This window comes from Pseudomonas sp. SED1 (genome assembly GCF_034044025.1).
Classification (GTDB): Bacteria; Pseudomonadota; Gammaproteobacteria; order Pseudomonadales; family Pseudomonadaceae; genus Aquipseudomonas.
Window position 1 is genome coordinate 59,123 of record NZ_JAXCIS010000102.1, and the last position, 16,568, is coordinate 75,690.

14 protein-coding genes are annotated in these 16,568 nt (G+C 58.8%); 5 read left to right on the forward strand and 9 right to left on the reverse strand.

Annotated features, from left to right (window positions below; genetic code table 11):
• Window positions 1-56: 56 nt before the first annotated feature.
• The 5 genes from carA to grpE form a co-directional block, all read right to left on the reverse strand.
• On the reverse strand, window positions 57-1,193 hold the full coding sequence (carA, locus tag SNL23_RS13510; RefSeq protein WP_076013759.1) for a glutamine-hydrolyzing carbamoyl-phosphate synthase small subunit: 1,137 nt from the start codon (window positions 1,191-1,193) through the stop codon (window positions 57-59).
• Between the two features lie 259 nt (window positions 1,194-1,452).
• Entirely contained in the window at window positions 1,453-2,259 is an 807-nt protein-coding gene (gene dapB, locus SNL23_RS13515) for a 4-hydroxy-tetrahydrodipicolinate reductase (protein ID WP_076013760.1), read from the reverse strand.
• 10 nt (window positions 2,260-2,269) lie between these two features.
• A complete protein-coding gene (dnaJ, locus tag SNL23_RS13520) occupies window positions 2,270-3,394 on the reverse strand; it encodes a molecular chaperone DnaJ (RefSeq protein ID WP_063033218.1) in 1,125 nt (374 codons plus the stop codon).
• Between the two features lie 316 nt (window positions 3,395-3,710).
• Window positions 3,711-5,627 carry a molecular chaperone DnaK gene (dnaK, locus tag SNL23_RS13525; protein ID WP_063033219.1) on the reverse strand — a complete coding sequence of 639 codons (1,917 nt, stop codon included), beginning with the start codon at window positions 5,625-5,627 and terminating at the stop codon, window positions 3,711-3,713.
• Window positions 5,628-5,729: 102 nt separating this feature from the next.
• Window positions 5,730-6,290 (reverse strand): nucleotide exchange factor GrpE, encoded by a 561-nt coding sequence (grpE, locus tag SNL23_RS13530; RefSeq protein ID WP_003212224.1) that lies wholly within the window; start codon window positions 6,288-6,290, stop codon window positions 5,730-5,732.
• 253 nt (window positions 6,291-6,543) lie between these two features.
• Here grpE and recN point away from each other — a divergent pair, with 253 nt between their 5' ends.
• Window positions 6,544-8,217, forward strand: coding sequence for a DNA repair protein RecN (recN, locus tag SNL23_RS13535; RefSeq protein WP_017478557.1), 1,674 nt, complete (start codon window positions 6,544-6,546; stop codon window positions 8,215-8,217).
• A gap of 96 nt (window positions 8,218-8,313) precedes the next feature.
• Here recN and fur read toward each other — a convergent pair whose 3' ends face one another.
• Window positions 8,314-8,718 (reverse strand): ferric iron uptake transcriptional regulator, encoded by a 405-nt coding sequence (gene fur, locus SNL23_RS13540; protein ID WP_003212228.1) that lies wholly within the window; start codon window positions 8,716-8,718, stop codon window positions 8,314-8,316.
• A gap of 98 nt (window positions 8,719-8,816) precedes the next feature.
• On the opposite strand from fur, the gene SNL23_RS13545 reads away from it, so the two are divergent.
• Window positions 8,817-9,344 (forward strand): outer membrane protein assembly factor BamE, encoded by a 528-nt coding sequence (locus tag SNL23_RS13545; RefSeq protein WP_318302457.1) that lies wholly within the window; start codon window positions 8,817-8,819, stop codon window positions 9,342-9,344.
• 62 nt (window positions 9,345-9,406) lie between these two features.
• On the opposite strand, the gene SNL23_RS13550 is transcribed toward SNL23_RS13545, so the two are convergent.
• A complete protein-coding gene (locus tag SNL23_RS13550; protein ID WP_318302458.1) occupies window positions 9,407-9,721 on the reverse strand; it encodes an RnfH family protein in 315 nt (104 codons plus the stop codon).
• Entirely contained in the window at window positions 9,714-10,148 is a 435-nt protein-coding gene (locus SNL23_RS13555) for a type II toxin-antitoxin system RatA family toxin (RefSeq protein WP_076013763.1), read from the reverse strand. The genes SNL23_RS13550 and SNL23_RS13555 overlap by 8 nt, the downstream gene beginning before the upstream one ends.
• A gap of 167 nt (window positions 10,149-10,315) precedes the next feature.
• Between SNL23_RS13555 and smpB the strand changes: the two genes are divergently transcribed.
• Window positions 10,316-10,798, forward strand: a complete 483-nt coding sequence (smpB, locus tag SNL23_RS13560) for an SsrA-binding protein SmpB (protein WP_076013764.1) — start codon at window positions 10,316-10,318, stop codon at window positions 10,796-10,798.
• A 55-nt stretch (window positions 10,799-10,853) separates the two neighbouring features.
• Here the strand turns inward: smpB and SNL23_RS13565 are convergent, their stop codons facing one another.
• Window positions 10,854-11,621 carry an FCD domain-containing protein gene (locus tag SNL23_RS13565; protein WP_063033222.1) on the reverse strand — a complete coding sequence of 256 codons (768 nt, stop codon included), beginning with the start codon at window positions 11,619-11,621 and terminating at the stop codon, window positions 10,854-10,856.
• Between the two features lie 261 nt (window positions 11,622-11,882).
• Here SNL23_RS13565 and SNL23_RS13570 point away from each other — a divergent pair, with 261 nt between their 5' ends.
• A complete protein-coding gene (locus SNL23_RS13570) occupies window positions 11,883-13,577 on the forward strand; it encodes a lactate permease LctP family transporter (RefSeq protein WP_318302459.1) in 1,695 nt (564 codons plus the stop codon).
• 70 nt (window positions 13,578-13,647) lie between these two features.
• The gene (locus SNL23_RS13575) at window positions 13,648-16,458 is read left to right on the forward strand and encodes an FAD-binding and (Fe-S)-binding domain-containing protein (RefSeq protein ID WP_076013766.1); all 2,811 of its coding nucleotides are present in this window, start codon (window positions 13,648-13,650) and stop codon (window positions 16,456-16,458) included.
• The last annotated feature ends 110 nt before the right edge of the window (window positions 16,459-16,568 follow it).

Here is a 16,568-nt window from a genome sequence, read left to right on the forward strand (position 1 = left end):
TCTTTGAAGAGCCCGAGGGGGCCGCCGGTTTCCCGGGCCACCCTCAGGCCGCTCACTTAGCGTCGCTTGGCCATCTCATTGATGAAACGGTCGAACAGCGGTGCTACGTCGTTCGGGCCCGGGCTTGCTTCAGGGTGGCCCTGGAAGCTGAACGCGCTCTTGTCGGTGCGCTCGATGCCTTGCAGGGAACCGTCGAACAGCGACTTGTGAATCGCCCGGACGTTGCCCGGCAGCGTCGCTTCGTCCACGGCAAAACCGTGGTTCTGGCTGGTGATCATCACAACGCCAGTGTCCAGATCCTGCACCGGGTGGTTGGCACCGTGGTGGCCGTGGCCCATTTTCAGGGTCTTGGCGCCGGAGGCCAGGGCCAGCAGCTGGTGGCCGAGGCAGATGCCGAATACCGGAATCTCGGTTTCCAGCACTTCCTTGATGGCCTTGATGGCGTAGTCGCAAGGCTCCGGGTCACCCGGGCCGTTGGACAGGAACACGCCGTCCGGCTGCAAAGCCAGTACGTCGCTGGCCGGGGCTTGCGCCGGTACCACGGTCACGCGGCAACCGCGCTCGACCAGCATGCGCAGGATGTTGTGCTTGATACCGTAGTCGTAGGCCACAACGTGGTACGGCAGCTCGGAAGCTTCGATGGTCGCGTGGCTGTCGGTCTTCAAGTCCCAGACAGTGGAGCGCCACTCGTACTTTTCCTTGGTGCTGACGACTTTCGCCAGATCCATGCCTTTCAGGCCAGGGAAACCTTGGGCCGCTGCAATCGCTGCTTCTTCGGAGATGTTGTCACCAGCCATGATGCAGCCGTTCTGCGAACCTTTTTCACGCAGGATGCGTGTCAGGCGACGCGTATCGATACCGGCGATCGCCACAACGTTGTTGGCTTTCAGGTAATCGGACAGGGACATCGTGTTACGCCAGTTGCTCGCAACCAGTGGCAGGTCACGAATGACCAGGCCAGCCGACCAGACACGATCAGACTCGGCGTCTTCCGGTGTAGTACCGGTGTTGCCGATGTGCGGATAGGTCAGGGTAACGATCTGTTGGGCGTAGGAAGGATCGGTAAGGATTTCCTGATAGCCTGTCATGGCGGTGTTGAACACCACCTCTCCAACGGTCTGACCGTCGGCTCCAATGGCTTCGCCGCGAAAAATGCTGCCATCAGCAAGGGCGAGTATGGCTGGCTTAGTCAAGAAGACCTCCCGTAAATAAAGCCTGAAAGGGCGATCGCAGGTTGTAAAAAAGCGGAGTGACGTATGGACACGTCACCCCGCTTCTTCACCGAATTATTCTGCGCGCTTTTAGTGGACACACTAAAGCTGTAGCTTACAGAAAAAGGCTTTTTTGGTCCACCGCTAATGAGCCTTAAAGGCAGGGGAATGCGACAGGACGTCGCTTAGCGGGTAAAAACGGGGCCTTAGAATAATCCTGAGGCCCCGTTTTAGCTACTTCTTAATGCAGGTCCAGCACGTCACGCATGTCGTACAAGGCCGGCGTACGACCCTCCAGCCACAGCGCCGCACGTACGGCACCCTTGGCGAACGTCATGCGGCTCGACGCCTTATGGGTGATCTCAAGACGCTCACCCTCGGTTGCAAACAGCACCGTATGGTCACCCACCACGTCACCACCGCGCACAGTGGCAAAACCAATGGTGTCGTGAGCACGAGCACCGGTGTGACCCTCGCGGCCATACACCGCCACTTTCGACAGGTCACGCCCAAGGGCATCGGCAATCGCCTCGCCCATGCGCAGCGCCGTCCCGGATGGCGCATCGATCTTGTGCCGGTGATGAGTCTCGATGATCTCGATGTCTGCCTCATCCCCCATCACGCGCGCCGCCATGTCGAGCAGCTTCAGCGACAGATTGACGCCGACGCTGAAGTTGGCCGCGAACACGATAGGAATATCCTTGCCCGCCTCCACCAGCAGCTGCTTTTGCTCGGCGCTCAGACCGGTCGTGCCGATCACCATGGCTTTGCCCGCCTTGCGGCAGAACGCCAGGTTTTTCAGCATCACTTCCGGCAGGGTGAAATCAATCAGCACGTCGAACTCGTCAGCGACATGTTCCAGATTACCGGACAACGAAACGCCAATCCGCCCCAGGGATGCCAGCTCACCAGCGTCGGCACCAATCAAGGTACTGCCGGGACGCACAATCGCCGCCGTCAGCCCGGAGGCCGGCGAGCGCGCCTGTACGGCCTCGACCAGGGTTTTGCCCATGCGCCCGGCAGCGCCCATCACCGCGATACGTCGCATACTCACTTCCTTACAGGTCGCCGAAGAAGCGCTTCACGCCTTCGAACCAACCAGTGGTCTTTGGCGAATGAGTGTCATCGCCGGCCAGGGAGCTGCGGAATTCCTCCAACAGCTCACGCTGACGACGACCCAGGTTCACCGGCGTCTCTACCGCCACACGACACATCAAGTCGCCAGCACCGCCACCGCGCACCGGCGCAACGCCTTTGCCACGGATACGGAACTGCTTGCCGGTCTGCGTGCCCTCAGGGATCTTCAGCTTGACCCGACCGTCCAGCGTCGGAATCTCAAGCTCGCCACCCAAGGCTGCATCGACAAAGCTGATCGGCACTTCACAGAACAGATGCTTGCCGTCACGCTGGAAGATCGAGTGCTCGCGCACATTGATCACCACGTACAGGTCGCCCGTCGGGCCGCCCTGAGTGCCCGCTTCGCCTTCACCCGACAGACGAATGCGGTCACCGGTATCAACACCCGCCGGCACTTTCACCGAGAGGGTTTTGTACTCTTCGACACGCCCTTCGCCGTGGCACGAATCGCACGGGTCGGAAATGATCTTGCCCTGGCCATGGCAGCGCGGGCAGGTTTGCTGCACCGAGAAGAAGCCTTGCTGCATGCGTACCTGGCCGATGCCACCGCATGTCGGGCAAGTGATCGGCGAGGAGCCTTTCTTGGCACCCGAACCGTCGCACGGCTTGCAGTTGACCAGCGTCGGAACGCGGATATTAACGCTGGTGCCACGCACCGCCTCTTCCAGGTTCAGCTCCAGGGTGTAGCGCAGGTCGCTGCCACGCTGGGCACCGCCACGCTGGCCACCGCGGCCGCCGCCAAAGAAGTCGCTGAACACGTCGCCGAAAATATCGGAGAAGTTCTGGCCACCGAAACCGGCACCGCCGCCACCCATGCTTGGGTCAACGCCGGCATGGCCGTACTGATCGTAAGCGGCACGCTTGTTTGGATCACACAGGCATTCGTAGGCCTCGTTGGCCTCTTTGAACAGCTCTTCGGATTCTTTGTTATCCGGATTACGGTCCGGGTGGTGCTTCATCGCCAGGCGACGATAAGCCTTTTTCAGGTCCGCCTCGCTGGAGCCGCGCTCCACACCCAACACTTCGTAATAGTCACGCTTTGCCATAAGTCTTTGCACTCTTAAGGACGTCCGGCAAAACCCTCCTGAGCCTTGCCAAACTCGTTGAGCCCCAATACAGGCCCGGACCCAACTCACGTCAATTCAACGATCCTGGTCGTTACTGCTTTCAGCCGGCAACCGGCCAAAAACGCGGTGACTGTCGTCCGGAAAGCAGGAGCATTCCCGATCACACCGCCAGCATCCGAGCGTTGTCGCATGCTGTAAAAATTCGCGTACCCCAGACACGCCAACGCGGGAGCAAGCTCCCGCGCGGCGACATCCTACCAGTCACCGCTTGTGAGCGGTCAACCGGGCGACCAAGTTACTTCTGGTCTTTGACTTCTTCGAACTCGGCATCGACAACATCGTCGTGCTTGGCTTCAGGTTCTGCCTGGTGTGCAGCACCGTCAGCCGGCTGGCCTTGTTCGGCGTACATTTTCTGAGCCACTGGCGCAGAGACTTTCGACAGTTCTTCAACCTTGGCTTCGATAGCGGCCTTGTCGTCGCCTTTAACGGCGGCTTCCAGGGCTACTACGGCTGCTTCGATTGCAGTTTTCTCTTCGGCAGTCACTTTGTCGCCAGCGTCAGCGATCATTTTGCGCGTCGAGTGAACCAGTGCATCACCCTGGTTACGGGCAGCGGCTAGCTCTTCAAACTTGCGGTCTTCGTCAGCGTTGGCTTCAGCATCACGGATCATCTGCTGAATTTCTTCCTCGGACAGACCCGAGTTAGCCTTGATCACGATCGACTGAGTCTTGCCGGTGGCCTTGTCTTTGGCGCCTACGTGCAGGATGCCGTTGGCGTCGATGTCGAAGGTCACTTCGATTTGTGGCACGCCACGTGGTGCTGGTGGAATCTCGGCCAGGTCGAACTTGCCCAAGGACTTGTTCTGACCGGCTTGCTTACGCTCACCTTGCAGCACGTGAATGGTCACGGCGCCCTGATTGTCGTCGGCAGTCGAGAACACTTGCGATTTCTTGGTAGGAATCGTGGTGTTTTTCTCGATCAGCGCGGTCATCACGCCACCCATGGTTTCGATACCCAGGGTCAGCGGGCTGACGTCCAGCAGCAGAACGTCTTTCACGTCACCGGCCAATACCGCGCCCTGGATGGCAGCACCCATGGCAACCGCTTCGTCCGGGTTCACGTCTTTACGCGCTTCTTTACCGAAGAATTCGGTAACCAGCTTCTGAACCAGTGGCATACGGGTCTGACCGCCGACCAGGATCACGTCGTTGATCGCGCCAACGTCGATACCCGAGTCTTTCAACGCAATGCGGCAAGGCTCGATGGTGCGTTGAACCAGGTCTTCTACCAGCGACTCCAGCTTGGCGCGGGAGATTTTCACGTTCAAGTGCTTAGGACCGGTGGCGTCTGCAGTGATGTACGGCAGGTTCACGTCGGTCGAATTGCTCGAAGACAGTTCGATCTTGGCCTTCTCAGCGGCTTCTTTCAGGCGCTGCATGGCCAGCGGGTCACCCTTGAGGTTCATGCCGCTTTCTTTCTTGAATTCGTCGACGAGGTAGTCGATCAGACGAATGTCAAAGTCTTCACCACCCAGGAACGTGTCACCGTTGGTGGCCAACACTTCGAACTGGTGCTCGCCATCGACTTCAGCGATTTCGATCACGGAAACGTCGAAGGTACCGCCACCCAGGTCATAAACGATCACGGTGTGATCGCCCTTGGCCTTGTCCATACCGTAAGCCAGAGCGGCTGCGGTTGGTTCGTTGATGATACGTTTTACGTCCAGGCCAGCAATACGGCCGGCGTCTTTGGTCGCCTGGCGCTGGCTGTCGTTGAAGTAGGCCGGAACGGTGATCACCGCTTCAGTCACTGCTTCACCGAGGTAGTCTTCGGCGGTTTTCTTCATCTTTTTCAAGATTTCAGCCGAAATTTGTGGCGGCGACATTTTCTGGCCGTTCACTTCAACCCAGGCGTCACCGTTGTCAGCCTTGGCGATTTTGTACGGGACCATCTTGATGTCTTTCTGTACGACTTCTTCGTCGAACTTACGACCGATCAGACGCTTCACCGCATACAGGGTGTTATGCGGATTGGTCACAGCTTGACGCTTGGCGGACTGGCCCACCAGGATTTCGCCGTCGTTGGCATAAGCCACGATGGACGGGGTAGTACGTGCGCCTTCGGCGTTTTCAATAACTTTGGATACGCCGTTTTCCAGCACGGAGACGCAGGAGTTGGTAGTCCCCAGGTCGATACCGATAATTTTGCCCATGATTTACTCTCCCGAAACTTAGATTTTTTTGCCGCAGCAGTGGTGGCTAACTGCGGCAGTACTTAAACGCTTGACTTATAGATGGGGCCGTTACGACTTATTTCAAGCCTGCTCATCAATCGAAGGTGCAACAGGTGCAGGAGCCTTGCTCACTACAACCATCGCCGGGCGCAGCAAGCGACCGTTGAGCTGGTAACCCTTCTGGAACACCTTCAACACGCTGTTCGGCTCAAGATCGGCGTTTTCCTGCATCGCCATCGCTTGATGATGCTCGGCATTGAACGGCTCACCGCCTTGCGGATCGATGGCTTCCAACTGATAACGCTTCAGGGTGTCCTGGAACATTTTCAGGGTCAGTTCGATCCCTTCGCGCATTGGGCGGATGTTTTCGTCGTCCGGGTTGGACAGCTCAAGGCCACGCTCCAGGCTGTCGATGATCGGCAACAGATCACCGGCAAATTTTTCCAGGGCGAATTTGTGAGCCTTTTCTACATCCTGCTCGGCGCGGCGGCGGACGTTCTGCAGATCAGCGGCAACACGCAACGATTGATCCTGTGCGCCGGCCAATTGCTCTTCGAGCACTTGCACACGAGCTGCCAGGTCTTCACCTGCTGCCTGGTTGGCGTCTGGATTTTGCGTATCCTGCGTCTGTTCGTCAGCCATAGATTTCTCCTTTCAAAATCATGCGCGAACTCGACTCGCGCTTCTGTTCCGGTATATGGGGCCACAATTTTCAGGTTCAAGGGTTGAGGCGTTACCAAAAGTCTTTCACTTGCCCAGGATCAATTCTTCCTGGTCATTCCCTGATGCACTTAAAAAGCCAGCCATTCAAGCAAATCGGACTAAGCATCAGGATTGTCACCCTCAAACAAAACACTGTATAAATAACCAGACCTAAAGCCTGGGAGCGGCCGTCATGCTGGTGCACCTGTCCGTACATAACTACGCCATTGTTGAACATCTGGATCTTGAACTGGATCGCGGGATGAGCGTAATCACAGGCGAAACCGGCGCCGGTAAGTCGATCATGCTCGACGCCCTGGGCCTGACCCTGGGTGATCGCGCCGACAGCGGCGTGGTTCGCCCGGGCGCCGACAAGGCCGACATCCTCGCCACCTTTGACCTGGCCGACATCCCGGAAGCCGAGGCCTGGCTTGCCGAGCGCGACCTTAATAATGAAGGCCCGTGCATCCTGCGCCGGGTGATCACTGCCGAAGGACGCTCCCGCGGTTATATAAATGGCACACCCTGCCCGCTCGGCGACTTGAAAGCCCTGGGCGAGTTGCTGATCGATATCCACAGCCAGCATGAACACCAATCCCTGCTGAAAACCGACACCCATCGCCGACTCCTCGACGAGTACGCCGGCGCCACGGACCTTGCACGCCAGGTGCAATTGGCTGCTCAGCGCTGGCGCCAAACCCGCCAGGAACTGGAGCGCCTCTCCAACTCCGGCGATGAGCAGCGCGCCCGCCACCAACTGCTCAGCTATCAACTGGAAGAGCTGGAAAGCCTGGGGCTCGGCGAGACGGAACTGGAGCAACTGGAGCAGGAACACAAAAACCTGACCAACGCCGAAACCCTGCTGGGCATTTGCCGGCAAGTGGTGGAACAGTGCAGCGAAAGTGATTCCGGCAATGTGCTCAACGCCCTGACGGCGAGCCTCAATCGCCTGTCCAGCGTGAACAATGCCTCCGGCTCGCTGAATGAAGCCACCACGTTGCTGACCAGCGCGCAAATTCAGGTAGAAGAAGCCGTCGGCGAGCTGAACCGCTTTCTCGATCACTTCGATGCCGACCCGGCTCGCCTGCAGGATATAGAAGAGCGCCTGGACACCATCTACACCCTGGCGCGCAAACACCGGATCCAGCCGACCGAAGTCGCGACCATGCAGCAAAAGCTGCTGGATGAAATTGAAACCCTGAATGCCAATGACGAATCCATTGAGCGACTGGGCGAAGAATTGGCGTCCTTTGCTCGCCACTACCAGGAAAAAGCCCGAGAGCTGAGCGACCTGCGTCATCAGGCTGCCACGGGCCTGGCCAGTGCCGTAGAACAGGAAATCCAACGCTTGGGCATGCCCGGCGGGCGCTTCACCATCGAACTGCACACCAACACCAGCAACGAACTGCTGCCTAACGGGCTTGAGCAGGTAGAGCTGCTGGTCAGTGCGAACCCAGGCCAACCACTCAAGGCATTGGCCAAAGTGGCATCCGGCGGCGAACTGTCGCGGATCAGCCTGGCGATCCAGGTGATCACGGCCCAGACCTCACGCGTGCCAACGCTGGTATTCGATGAAGTGGACGTCGGGATCGGCGGCCCGACTGCCGAGATTGTTGGTCAACTGTTGCGCCGACTGGGCGATCGCGGCCAGGTACTGACCGTCACTCACTTGCCACAAGTGGCTGCTCAAGGGCACCAGCACCTATTCGTGCACAAGGTGCGCGGCAGTGATGCCACCCATACCGCCGTGTCCAAGCTGAACAAGACCGAACGGGTGGAAGAAGTCGCGCGGATGCTCGGAGGCATTGACCTGACCAAAGAATCCTTGGCTCACGCGAAGAAAATGGTGGTCACCGCGAAGGTCTAAGGCTCAGCTCACTGATCCTTTTCTTTCTATAGAAAGCACGAAGGCGACCCTAGGGTCGCCTTCGATCGTTTCGCAGAGTGAATCTGCGTAGCTTTCTTACTTTTTCTTACGTATGTAGAGAACCAGATTGTGGTCCACCAAATCGAATCCATGCTGCTCAGCAATCATGTGCTGGAGCTTCTCGATTTCCGGACTGGTGAACTCGATAACCTCATTGGTATCCAGGTCAACCATGTGGTCGTGATGACCGCCGTCAGCCAATTCGAACACTGCATGACCGCCGTCGAAATTATGACGAACCACCAGTCCTGCTGCTTCAAACTGGGTCAGTACACGGTAAACCGTGGCCAGGCCGACGTCCTCGTTAGACTCCATCAGCGCCTTGTATACATCCTCGGCACTCATGTGGCGCTGCTCAGCAGAATCGAGCATTTGTAGAATCTTGACTCGTGGCAGAGTCACTTTAAGACCGGCTTTGCGTAGTTCGCTATTTTCAACCATGGTTAGCTTTCTCGCGGATGCTGCTTCGCAGCTTCTCTTAATACGGGTATGATCGGCGTTTACGTTGTCCCAGCCAAGATAGTGGAAGTCGCCCACCGATGCAAAACACCAAGCTCTTGCTAACCAGTTTCACCTTTGTGGGACTGCTCGCACTCGCCGGTTGTTCATTCCCCGGGGTTTACAAAATCGACATCCAGCAGGGCAATGTCGTCACGCAGGACATGATAGACCAGTTACGCCCGGGAATGACCCGACGGCAAGTACGGTTTATCATGGGCAATCCCCTGCTGACCGACACATTCCATGCCGATCGCTGGGATTACCTCTACAGCATCCAACCTGGTGGCGGTGAACGCCAGCAGGAGCGGGTCAGTGTCATCTTCAATGGCAATGATCAGCTCACCAGCCTGTCGGGGGACTTCAAACCGGGCGTAAGCCGCGATGAAGCCTTGCTGGGCAAGGACAGCGGCACCACCGCTCCTGCGCCTGCGCAGAACGAGGAGAAGCCTAAGTCCGAGGTACCGGCCAAGCCTGGCTCCTTGCTGGACGAGATCCAGAAAGGCGTCGACGGCGTGCAAACCGTTCCGGTGCCAACTCCAGAACCTCTGGACGCCAGCCCGCAGTAAGTTTGTAACGTTCGATCAAAAGCCCGGCATGCCGGGCTTTTTGTTGCCTGCCGTTTCGCAAGCTATGAATTCTGCTGTTTTGCCTTGGCAGCCTTGGCCGCACGCAAGCGACGTATCTCCATCGGATCTGCCAGCAATGGCCGATAGATCTCGATTCGGTCTCCAGCCTGCACACAACGAACATCCGCGTCCGCAACCACCTTGCCGAAAATCCCCAAAGGGCAACTCTCCAGATTCAGCTCCGGGAATTGCGCGGCCATTCCAGAACCCTGCACCGCCGCCCTGAGGCTTGAACCCGGCGCTACTGCCATGCTCATCAACACCTGGCGATCCACCGCGGCGTACACCACCTCGACTTCAACCAATGGCTCAGCCATGCATTTGCTTGGCGCGTTGGCAGAACGCGTCCACCAGGGTATTGGCCGCTTGATTGAACAACGGGCCCAAGGTGGCACGCACGATAGGGCCGGCATAATCGAACGACAGGTCCAGGCTGATCTTGCAGGCCTTTTCATTCAAAGCCTTGAACACCCACACGCCATGCAGCTGAGTGAACGGGCCTTCCTCGAGATTCATCTCGATGGACTGCCCGGGCACCAGCGTGTTGCGCGTGACAAAGTGCTGGCTCAAGCCGCCCTTAGCGACACCCACGCTGGCGAGCATATGCTCATCACTGCTCTCCAATACCTCAGCAGTTGAACACCAAGGCAGGAACTCCGGGTAACGCGCCACGTCGTTGACCAGGTCATAGAGCGCCTGTGCCGGATAAGGCAGCAGGGCCGAACGTTGAATATGCGTCGTCATGTGAGCGTTATTTCCACAGCTGAGCGGCAAACATCGCGAAAGGACAACAGGATTCGCGAAAGAAAAAATCAAAAAACAGCCTACATTGTCCGGGATTCATTCAACACGCTCAAGCACGCAGGTTGACCGTAGCCGACGCGCTCGCAACTCCCTATAATGCCGCCCCTATGGCTAAACAAAAGAAACACCCAACAGGGACCATCGCGCAAAATAAAAAGGCGCGACACGATTACTTCATCGAACATCGGTTCGAGGCTGGTCTGGTCCTGGCCGGCTGGGAAGTAAAAAGTCTGCGTGCCAGCAAGCTGCAACTGGTCGACAGTTATGTGCTGCTCAAAGACGGTGAGGCATGGCTGCTCGGCAGTCATATCACGCCGCTGATGACAGCCAGCACCCACGTGATTGCCGATCCGGTGCGCACGCGCAAGCTGCTGCTCAATGCTCGCGAGCTGGAAAAACTCCAAGCTGCGGTGCAGCAAAAAGGCTACGCCTGCATCTGCCTGTCGTGGTACTGGAGCAAGCACCTGGTCAAGTGCGAGATCGCATTGGGCAAGGGCAAGAAGGAATACGACAAGCGTGACACCGAGCGCGAACGCGATTCCAACCGGGAATTGCAGCGTGCCGTGCGTAACAAGGGCAAGGAAGACTGATTTTCCTGTGACTTGATGTGGCTGAGGGAGCCCGCTCCCTCAGCTACCTCAATCGCTATATCCCCTTGCGCCGTTCCGCCCGCGCCATGCGCTGAACCTCCTGCCGCACTTCTTCCAGCACTTCCTGCACATACAGCAGGTGGCGTGTTGAAACCTCTCGCGCCTGCTCGGCACGCCCTTCGATAATCGCCAGGTACAGATCACGGTGCTGATTGATCAGCATGTCCCGTGTTTCGGTACGCTGCTGATACATGCCACCAATGTTGGTCACCACGTTACGCTTGAGCAGATCGAACAGGCCGCGAATGGTATGCAGCAATACCGCGTTATGGCTGGCCTCGGCGATGGCCAGGTGAAACCTCGCATCCGCCGCTCCCTCTTCCGCCCGGCTCACTTCGTCTGACCGCGTATAGCAATCCTGCAATTCTTCGAAAGCCGCCGTCAGCCGCTCGCGGTCCACCTCAGTGGCGCGCAACGCTGCGTAGTACGCGCAGGAAGCTTCCAGGGTCTGACGGAACTCCAAAAGGTCGCGCTGAGCCTCGGGATTATTTTCCAGCAGATGCAGCAGCGGATCACTGAAGGTTGAACCCAGCGACTCCACCACATAATTGCCACCACCCTGACGACTGATCAGCAAACCTTTGGCCGCCAGCTTCTGGATCGCCTCGCGCAACGACGGTCGCGACACCCCGAACTGCTCGGCCAGTGCGCGCTCGGCCGGCAAGCGCTCGCCCGACTTCAGCGTGCCCTCAAGGATCATGCCCTCAAGCTGCTCGACGATATCGTCAGACAAACGGCGCTGACGCACCTGATCAAACCCCATAACTCACTCTCCACCATCCCGACCACTCGCCGGGGCCCCTATTCTGGCCTATCGCCGCGCATCCGGCACCTATCAGAACGCTCTCGTTTCATCCGATCAGTACCCGTTTAGGCCGACCTACGACCAAAGATTCACAAGCGGCAAATTGACACATCCCCCTGAAGGCTTTTAACCTAGCCAACAGCGATTGTAAATTGGTAATACCAATTATCCAAATCGCTAAAGCAGTGCCTGACCAACAACAATTAGGGGCCACCCCATATGCAAACCTGGCAACAGCTCTACAGCCCGCTCGGCAGCCTCGGCCTGTCCGCACTGGCCGCCGTCATTCCCATCGTATTTTTCTTCCTGGCCCTGGCGGTGTTCCGCCTCAAAGGCCACGTTGCGGGCAGCATCACCTTGGCACTGTCGATCCTGGTGGCGATCTTTGCCTTCCAGATGCCGGTCGATATGGCGCTCGCCGCCGCCGGTTACGGCTTTGCCTACGGCCTGTGGCCCATCGCCTGGATCATCGTCGCCGCTGTATTCCTCTACAAACTGACGGTCAAAAGCGGCCAGTTCGAAATCATCCGCAGCTCCGTGCTGTCGATTACCGACGACCAGCGCCTGCAAGTGCTGCTGATCGGCTTCTGCTTCGGCGCCTTCCTGGAAGGTGCGGCCGGCTTTGGTGCACCGGTGGCGATTACCGCCGCATTGCTGGTAGGCCTGGGCTTCAACCCGCTGTACGCCGCCGGCCTGTGCCTGATTGCCAACACTGCACCCGTTGCCTTCGGTGCACTGGGGATTCCGATCATCGTGGCGGGCCAGGTGACGGGCATCGACGCGTTCAAGATCGGCGCCATGGCCGGCCGCCAATTGCCGCTGTTGTCGTTGTTCGTGCCGTTCTGGCTGGTGTTCATGATGGACGGCCTGCGCGGCGTCAAGGAAACCTGGCCTGCCGCGCTAGTTGCGGGCCTGAGCTTCGCCGTTACCCAGTTCTTCACCTCGAACTACATCGGGCCTGAACTGCCGGACATCACCTCGGCCCTGGCCAGCCTGATTTCCCTGACCCTGTTCCTGAAAGTCTGGCAGCCCAAGCGAAGTGCCGGCGCGCAAATCGCTGGCGCAACGTCCGGCACCGCCATCACCGCCAGCGCCGGTGGTTTTGGCCTGCCCCGCAATACTGTGGCTTCGCCTTACAGCCTGGGGGAAACTTTCAAAGCCTGGTCGCCGTTCCTGATCCTGACCGTACTGGTTACCATCTGGACCCTGAAGCCCTTCAAGGCGATGTTCGCCGCTGGCGGCGCGATGTACAGCTCGGTGTTCAACTTTGCGATTCCGCACCTGGATCAACTGGTGATCAAGGTTGCGCCGATCGTTGCCATGCCGACGGCCATCCCTGCGGTGTTCAAGCTTGATCCGATTTCCGCGACCGGCACGGCGATTTTCTTCTCCGCCCTGGTGTCGATGCTGGTGCTCAAGATCAATTTCAAAACTGGTCTGACCACCTTAAAAGAAACCTTTTATGAGCTGCGCTGGCCGATTCTCTCCATCGGCATGGTGCTGGCCTTTGCCTTCGTCACCAACTACTCGGGCATGTCATCGACCATGGCCCTGGTGCTGGCAGGTACCGGCGCAGCCTTCCCATTCTTCTCGCCATTCCTTGGCTGGCTCGGCGTGTTTCTGACAGGCTCCGACACCTCGTCCAACGCGCTGTTCAGCTCGCTGCAAGCCACCACCGCGCACCAGATCGGCGTCAACGACGTCTTGCTGGTAGCGGCCAACACCAGCGGCGGCGTGACCGGCAAGATGATCTCGCCGCAGTCGATCGCCGTGGCATGCGCAGCAACTGGCCTGGTAGGCAAGGAGTCCGACCTGTTCCGCTTTACCCTCAAGCACAGCCTGTTCTTCGCGACGATTGTCGGGCTGATCACCTTGGCCCAGGCCTACTGGTTCACCGGTATGCTGGTGCACTAAGACCTGCACGTAATAGGGTAAGAACCGACGCCGGACAGCGATTCCGGCGTCAGCTATTTCTGGAGGACCGATGAGCCTGCCTGCTGCTTTTCTGAGCGACGCCGCACAACTGATCCCGCAAGATCGTCGCTTCGACGATCCACTTTCCACCCTCGCCTTCGGCACCGACGCCAGTTTTTACCGACTGATCCCACAACTGGTGATCCGTGTTGAATCGGAAGATGAAGTGGTGGCCCTGCTGCAACTGGCCCAGCGCGACCGTGTGCCGGTGACCTTTCGTGCAGCGGGCACCAGCCTTTCGGGTCAGGCCATCAGCGACTCGGTACTGATCGTACTGGGGGACAACTGGAACGGGCGCGAAATTCGCGGCCAGGGCACACAAATCCGCTTGCAGCCCGGTGTGATCGGGGCGCAGGCCAACGCTTGGCTGGCACCATTCGGGCGCAAGATCGGTCCGGATCCGGCGTCGATCAATGCCTGCAAGATTGGCGGCATCGTCGCCAACAATGCCAGCGGCATGTGCTGCGGCACCGCGCAGAATACTTATCACACCCTGGCAGGCATTCGCTTGGTGCTGGCCGACGGCAGCCGCCTGGACACGGAAGATCCGGCCAGTGTTGCGGCCTTTCGCCAACATCACGGCAAACTGCTTGAGCGCCTGGCGACACTGGGCCGCGAAACGCGGGCCAATGCCGAATTGGCTGCAAAAATCCGCCACAAATACCGCCTGAAAAATACCACCGGGTTGTCACTCAACGCCCTCGTGGATTTCGACGAGCCACTGGATATCCTCAGCCATCTGCTGGTGGGTTCCGAAGGTACCTTGGGCTTTATCAGCGCAGTGACCTACGACACGGTGATCGATCACCCGAACAAAGCCTCGGCCCTGATCGTATTCCCCGATGTGGAAACCTGCTGCAACGCGGTCACCGCCCTCAAAACCCAACCTGTTTCAGCCGTTGAGCTGCTGGATCGACGCAGCATGCGCTCGGTGCAGGACAAACCCGGCATGCCGGCTTTCGTACAGCAGCTATCGGAAAATGCCTGCGCGCTGCTGATCGAGTCCCGCGCGGCTTCGCCCTCGCTGCTGCATAAGCAACTGGCGCTGATCATGGCCTCCCTGGCCAGCTTCCCGGTGGAGAAACAGGTCGACTTCACCGAAGACCCGGTTGAAAACGCCCGCCTGTGGGCAATCCGCAAAGACACCTTCCCCGCCGTCGGCGCCGTGCGTAAAACCGGCACCACCGTGATCATCGAAGACGTGACCTTCCCGGTGGAACAACTGGCCATTGGCGTTAATCGCCTGATCGATCTGTTCGACAAACATCACTACGACGAAGCGATACTTTTCGGACACGCCCTGGAAGGCAATCTGCACTTTGTGTTCACTCAAGGCTTCAACAGCGCGGAGGAAGTCGCACGCTACCAGGCGTTCATGGACGACGTCGCCCAGTTGGTGGCAGTGGAGTTTGGCGGCTCGCTGAAGGCCGAGCACGGTACTGGTCGCAACATGGCACCCTTCGTCGAATTGGAATGGGGCAGCGATGCCTACCAACTGATGTGGCAACTCAAGCGCCTGCTCGACCCCAACGGCATTCTCAACCCGGATGTGGTGCTCAGCGAAGACCCGCAAATCCACCTCAAGCACCTCAAGCCACTGCCCGCCGCCGACGAGCTTGTGGATAAGTGCATCGAGTGCGGCTTCTGCGAGCCGGTTTGCCCATCAAAGGGACTGACCCTGAGCCCGCGCCAGCGCATTGTGATCTGGCGCGATATCCAGGCCCGAAAACGTGCCGGCATCGACACCACCGAACTGGAAGCGGCCTATCAATACCAAGGCATCGACACCTGCGCGGCCACCGGGCTTTGCGCCCAACGCTGCCCGGTAGGCATCAATACCGGCGACCTGGTGAAAAAGCTGCGCGGCCGCGACGCCGACCGCACGAAAACAGCCGAATGGCTGTCGACGCATTTCGCCACGGCACTGCAAGGTGCGCGCCTCACCCTGCACGTAGCCAACGGCGCGCGCATGCTGCTGGGCGCGCCGCGACTGGCGAAGCTCTCAGCCACGGTAACCCGCCTGTCCAAGGGGCAAATCCCCCAGTGGACCAACGCCATGCCGCAACCGGAAAAGGCCATTCGCTTCAGCCCCGCCGTGAGCGATGAGCGACCACGGGTGGTGTACCTCGCTGCCTGCGTATCACGTGCGATGGGGCCGGCAGCCGGCGACCACGAGCAGATGTCGCTGTACGACAAAACCCGCGGCCTGCTGGAAAAAGCCGGTTACCAGGTAGTCTTTCCCGACAATCAGGACAACCTCTGCTGCGGCCAGCCTTTCGCATCCAAAGGCTACGCCGAACAAGCCGAACACAAACGCCAGGAACTGATCGGCGCCCTGCTCCACGCCAGCCGTGGCGGCCTCGACCCGATCTACTGCGACACCAGCCCGTGCACCCTGCGCCTGGTCCAGGACCTGGCCGAAACCCGTCTCGACCTCTACGACCCCGTGCGTTTTATCCGCACTCACCTGATGGACCGCCTCGACTTCACTCCCCAGGAAGCCCCGATCGCCGTGCATGTCACCTGCAGCACCCAGCACCTGGGAGAAAGCCAGGCGCTGATCGACTTGGCCAGGCAGTGCAGCAAAAACGTGGTGATCCCCGAAGGCATTCATTGCTGTGGGTTTGCCGGCGACAAAGGCTTCACCACGCCGGAGCTGAACGCGCACTCACTGCGCAGCCTGAAGGACGCCGTGCAGTACTGCAGCGAGGGCATCTCCACCAGCCGTACGTGTGAGATAGGCCTGACGCAACACGGTGGAATTGATTACCACGGCTTGGTGTACCTGGTGGACCGAGTGACCCAGGCGCGGGCCCATTAGAACCGCACTCTTAGGGTGCAAAACCTAATGATTTCGGGGTTTTTCGACTAATCCAGCGACAAAACAGAACCCCTGCGCGCCGGCGTAGTCATCTGCATAGGCCTCGACAA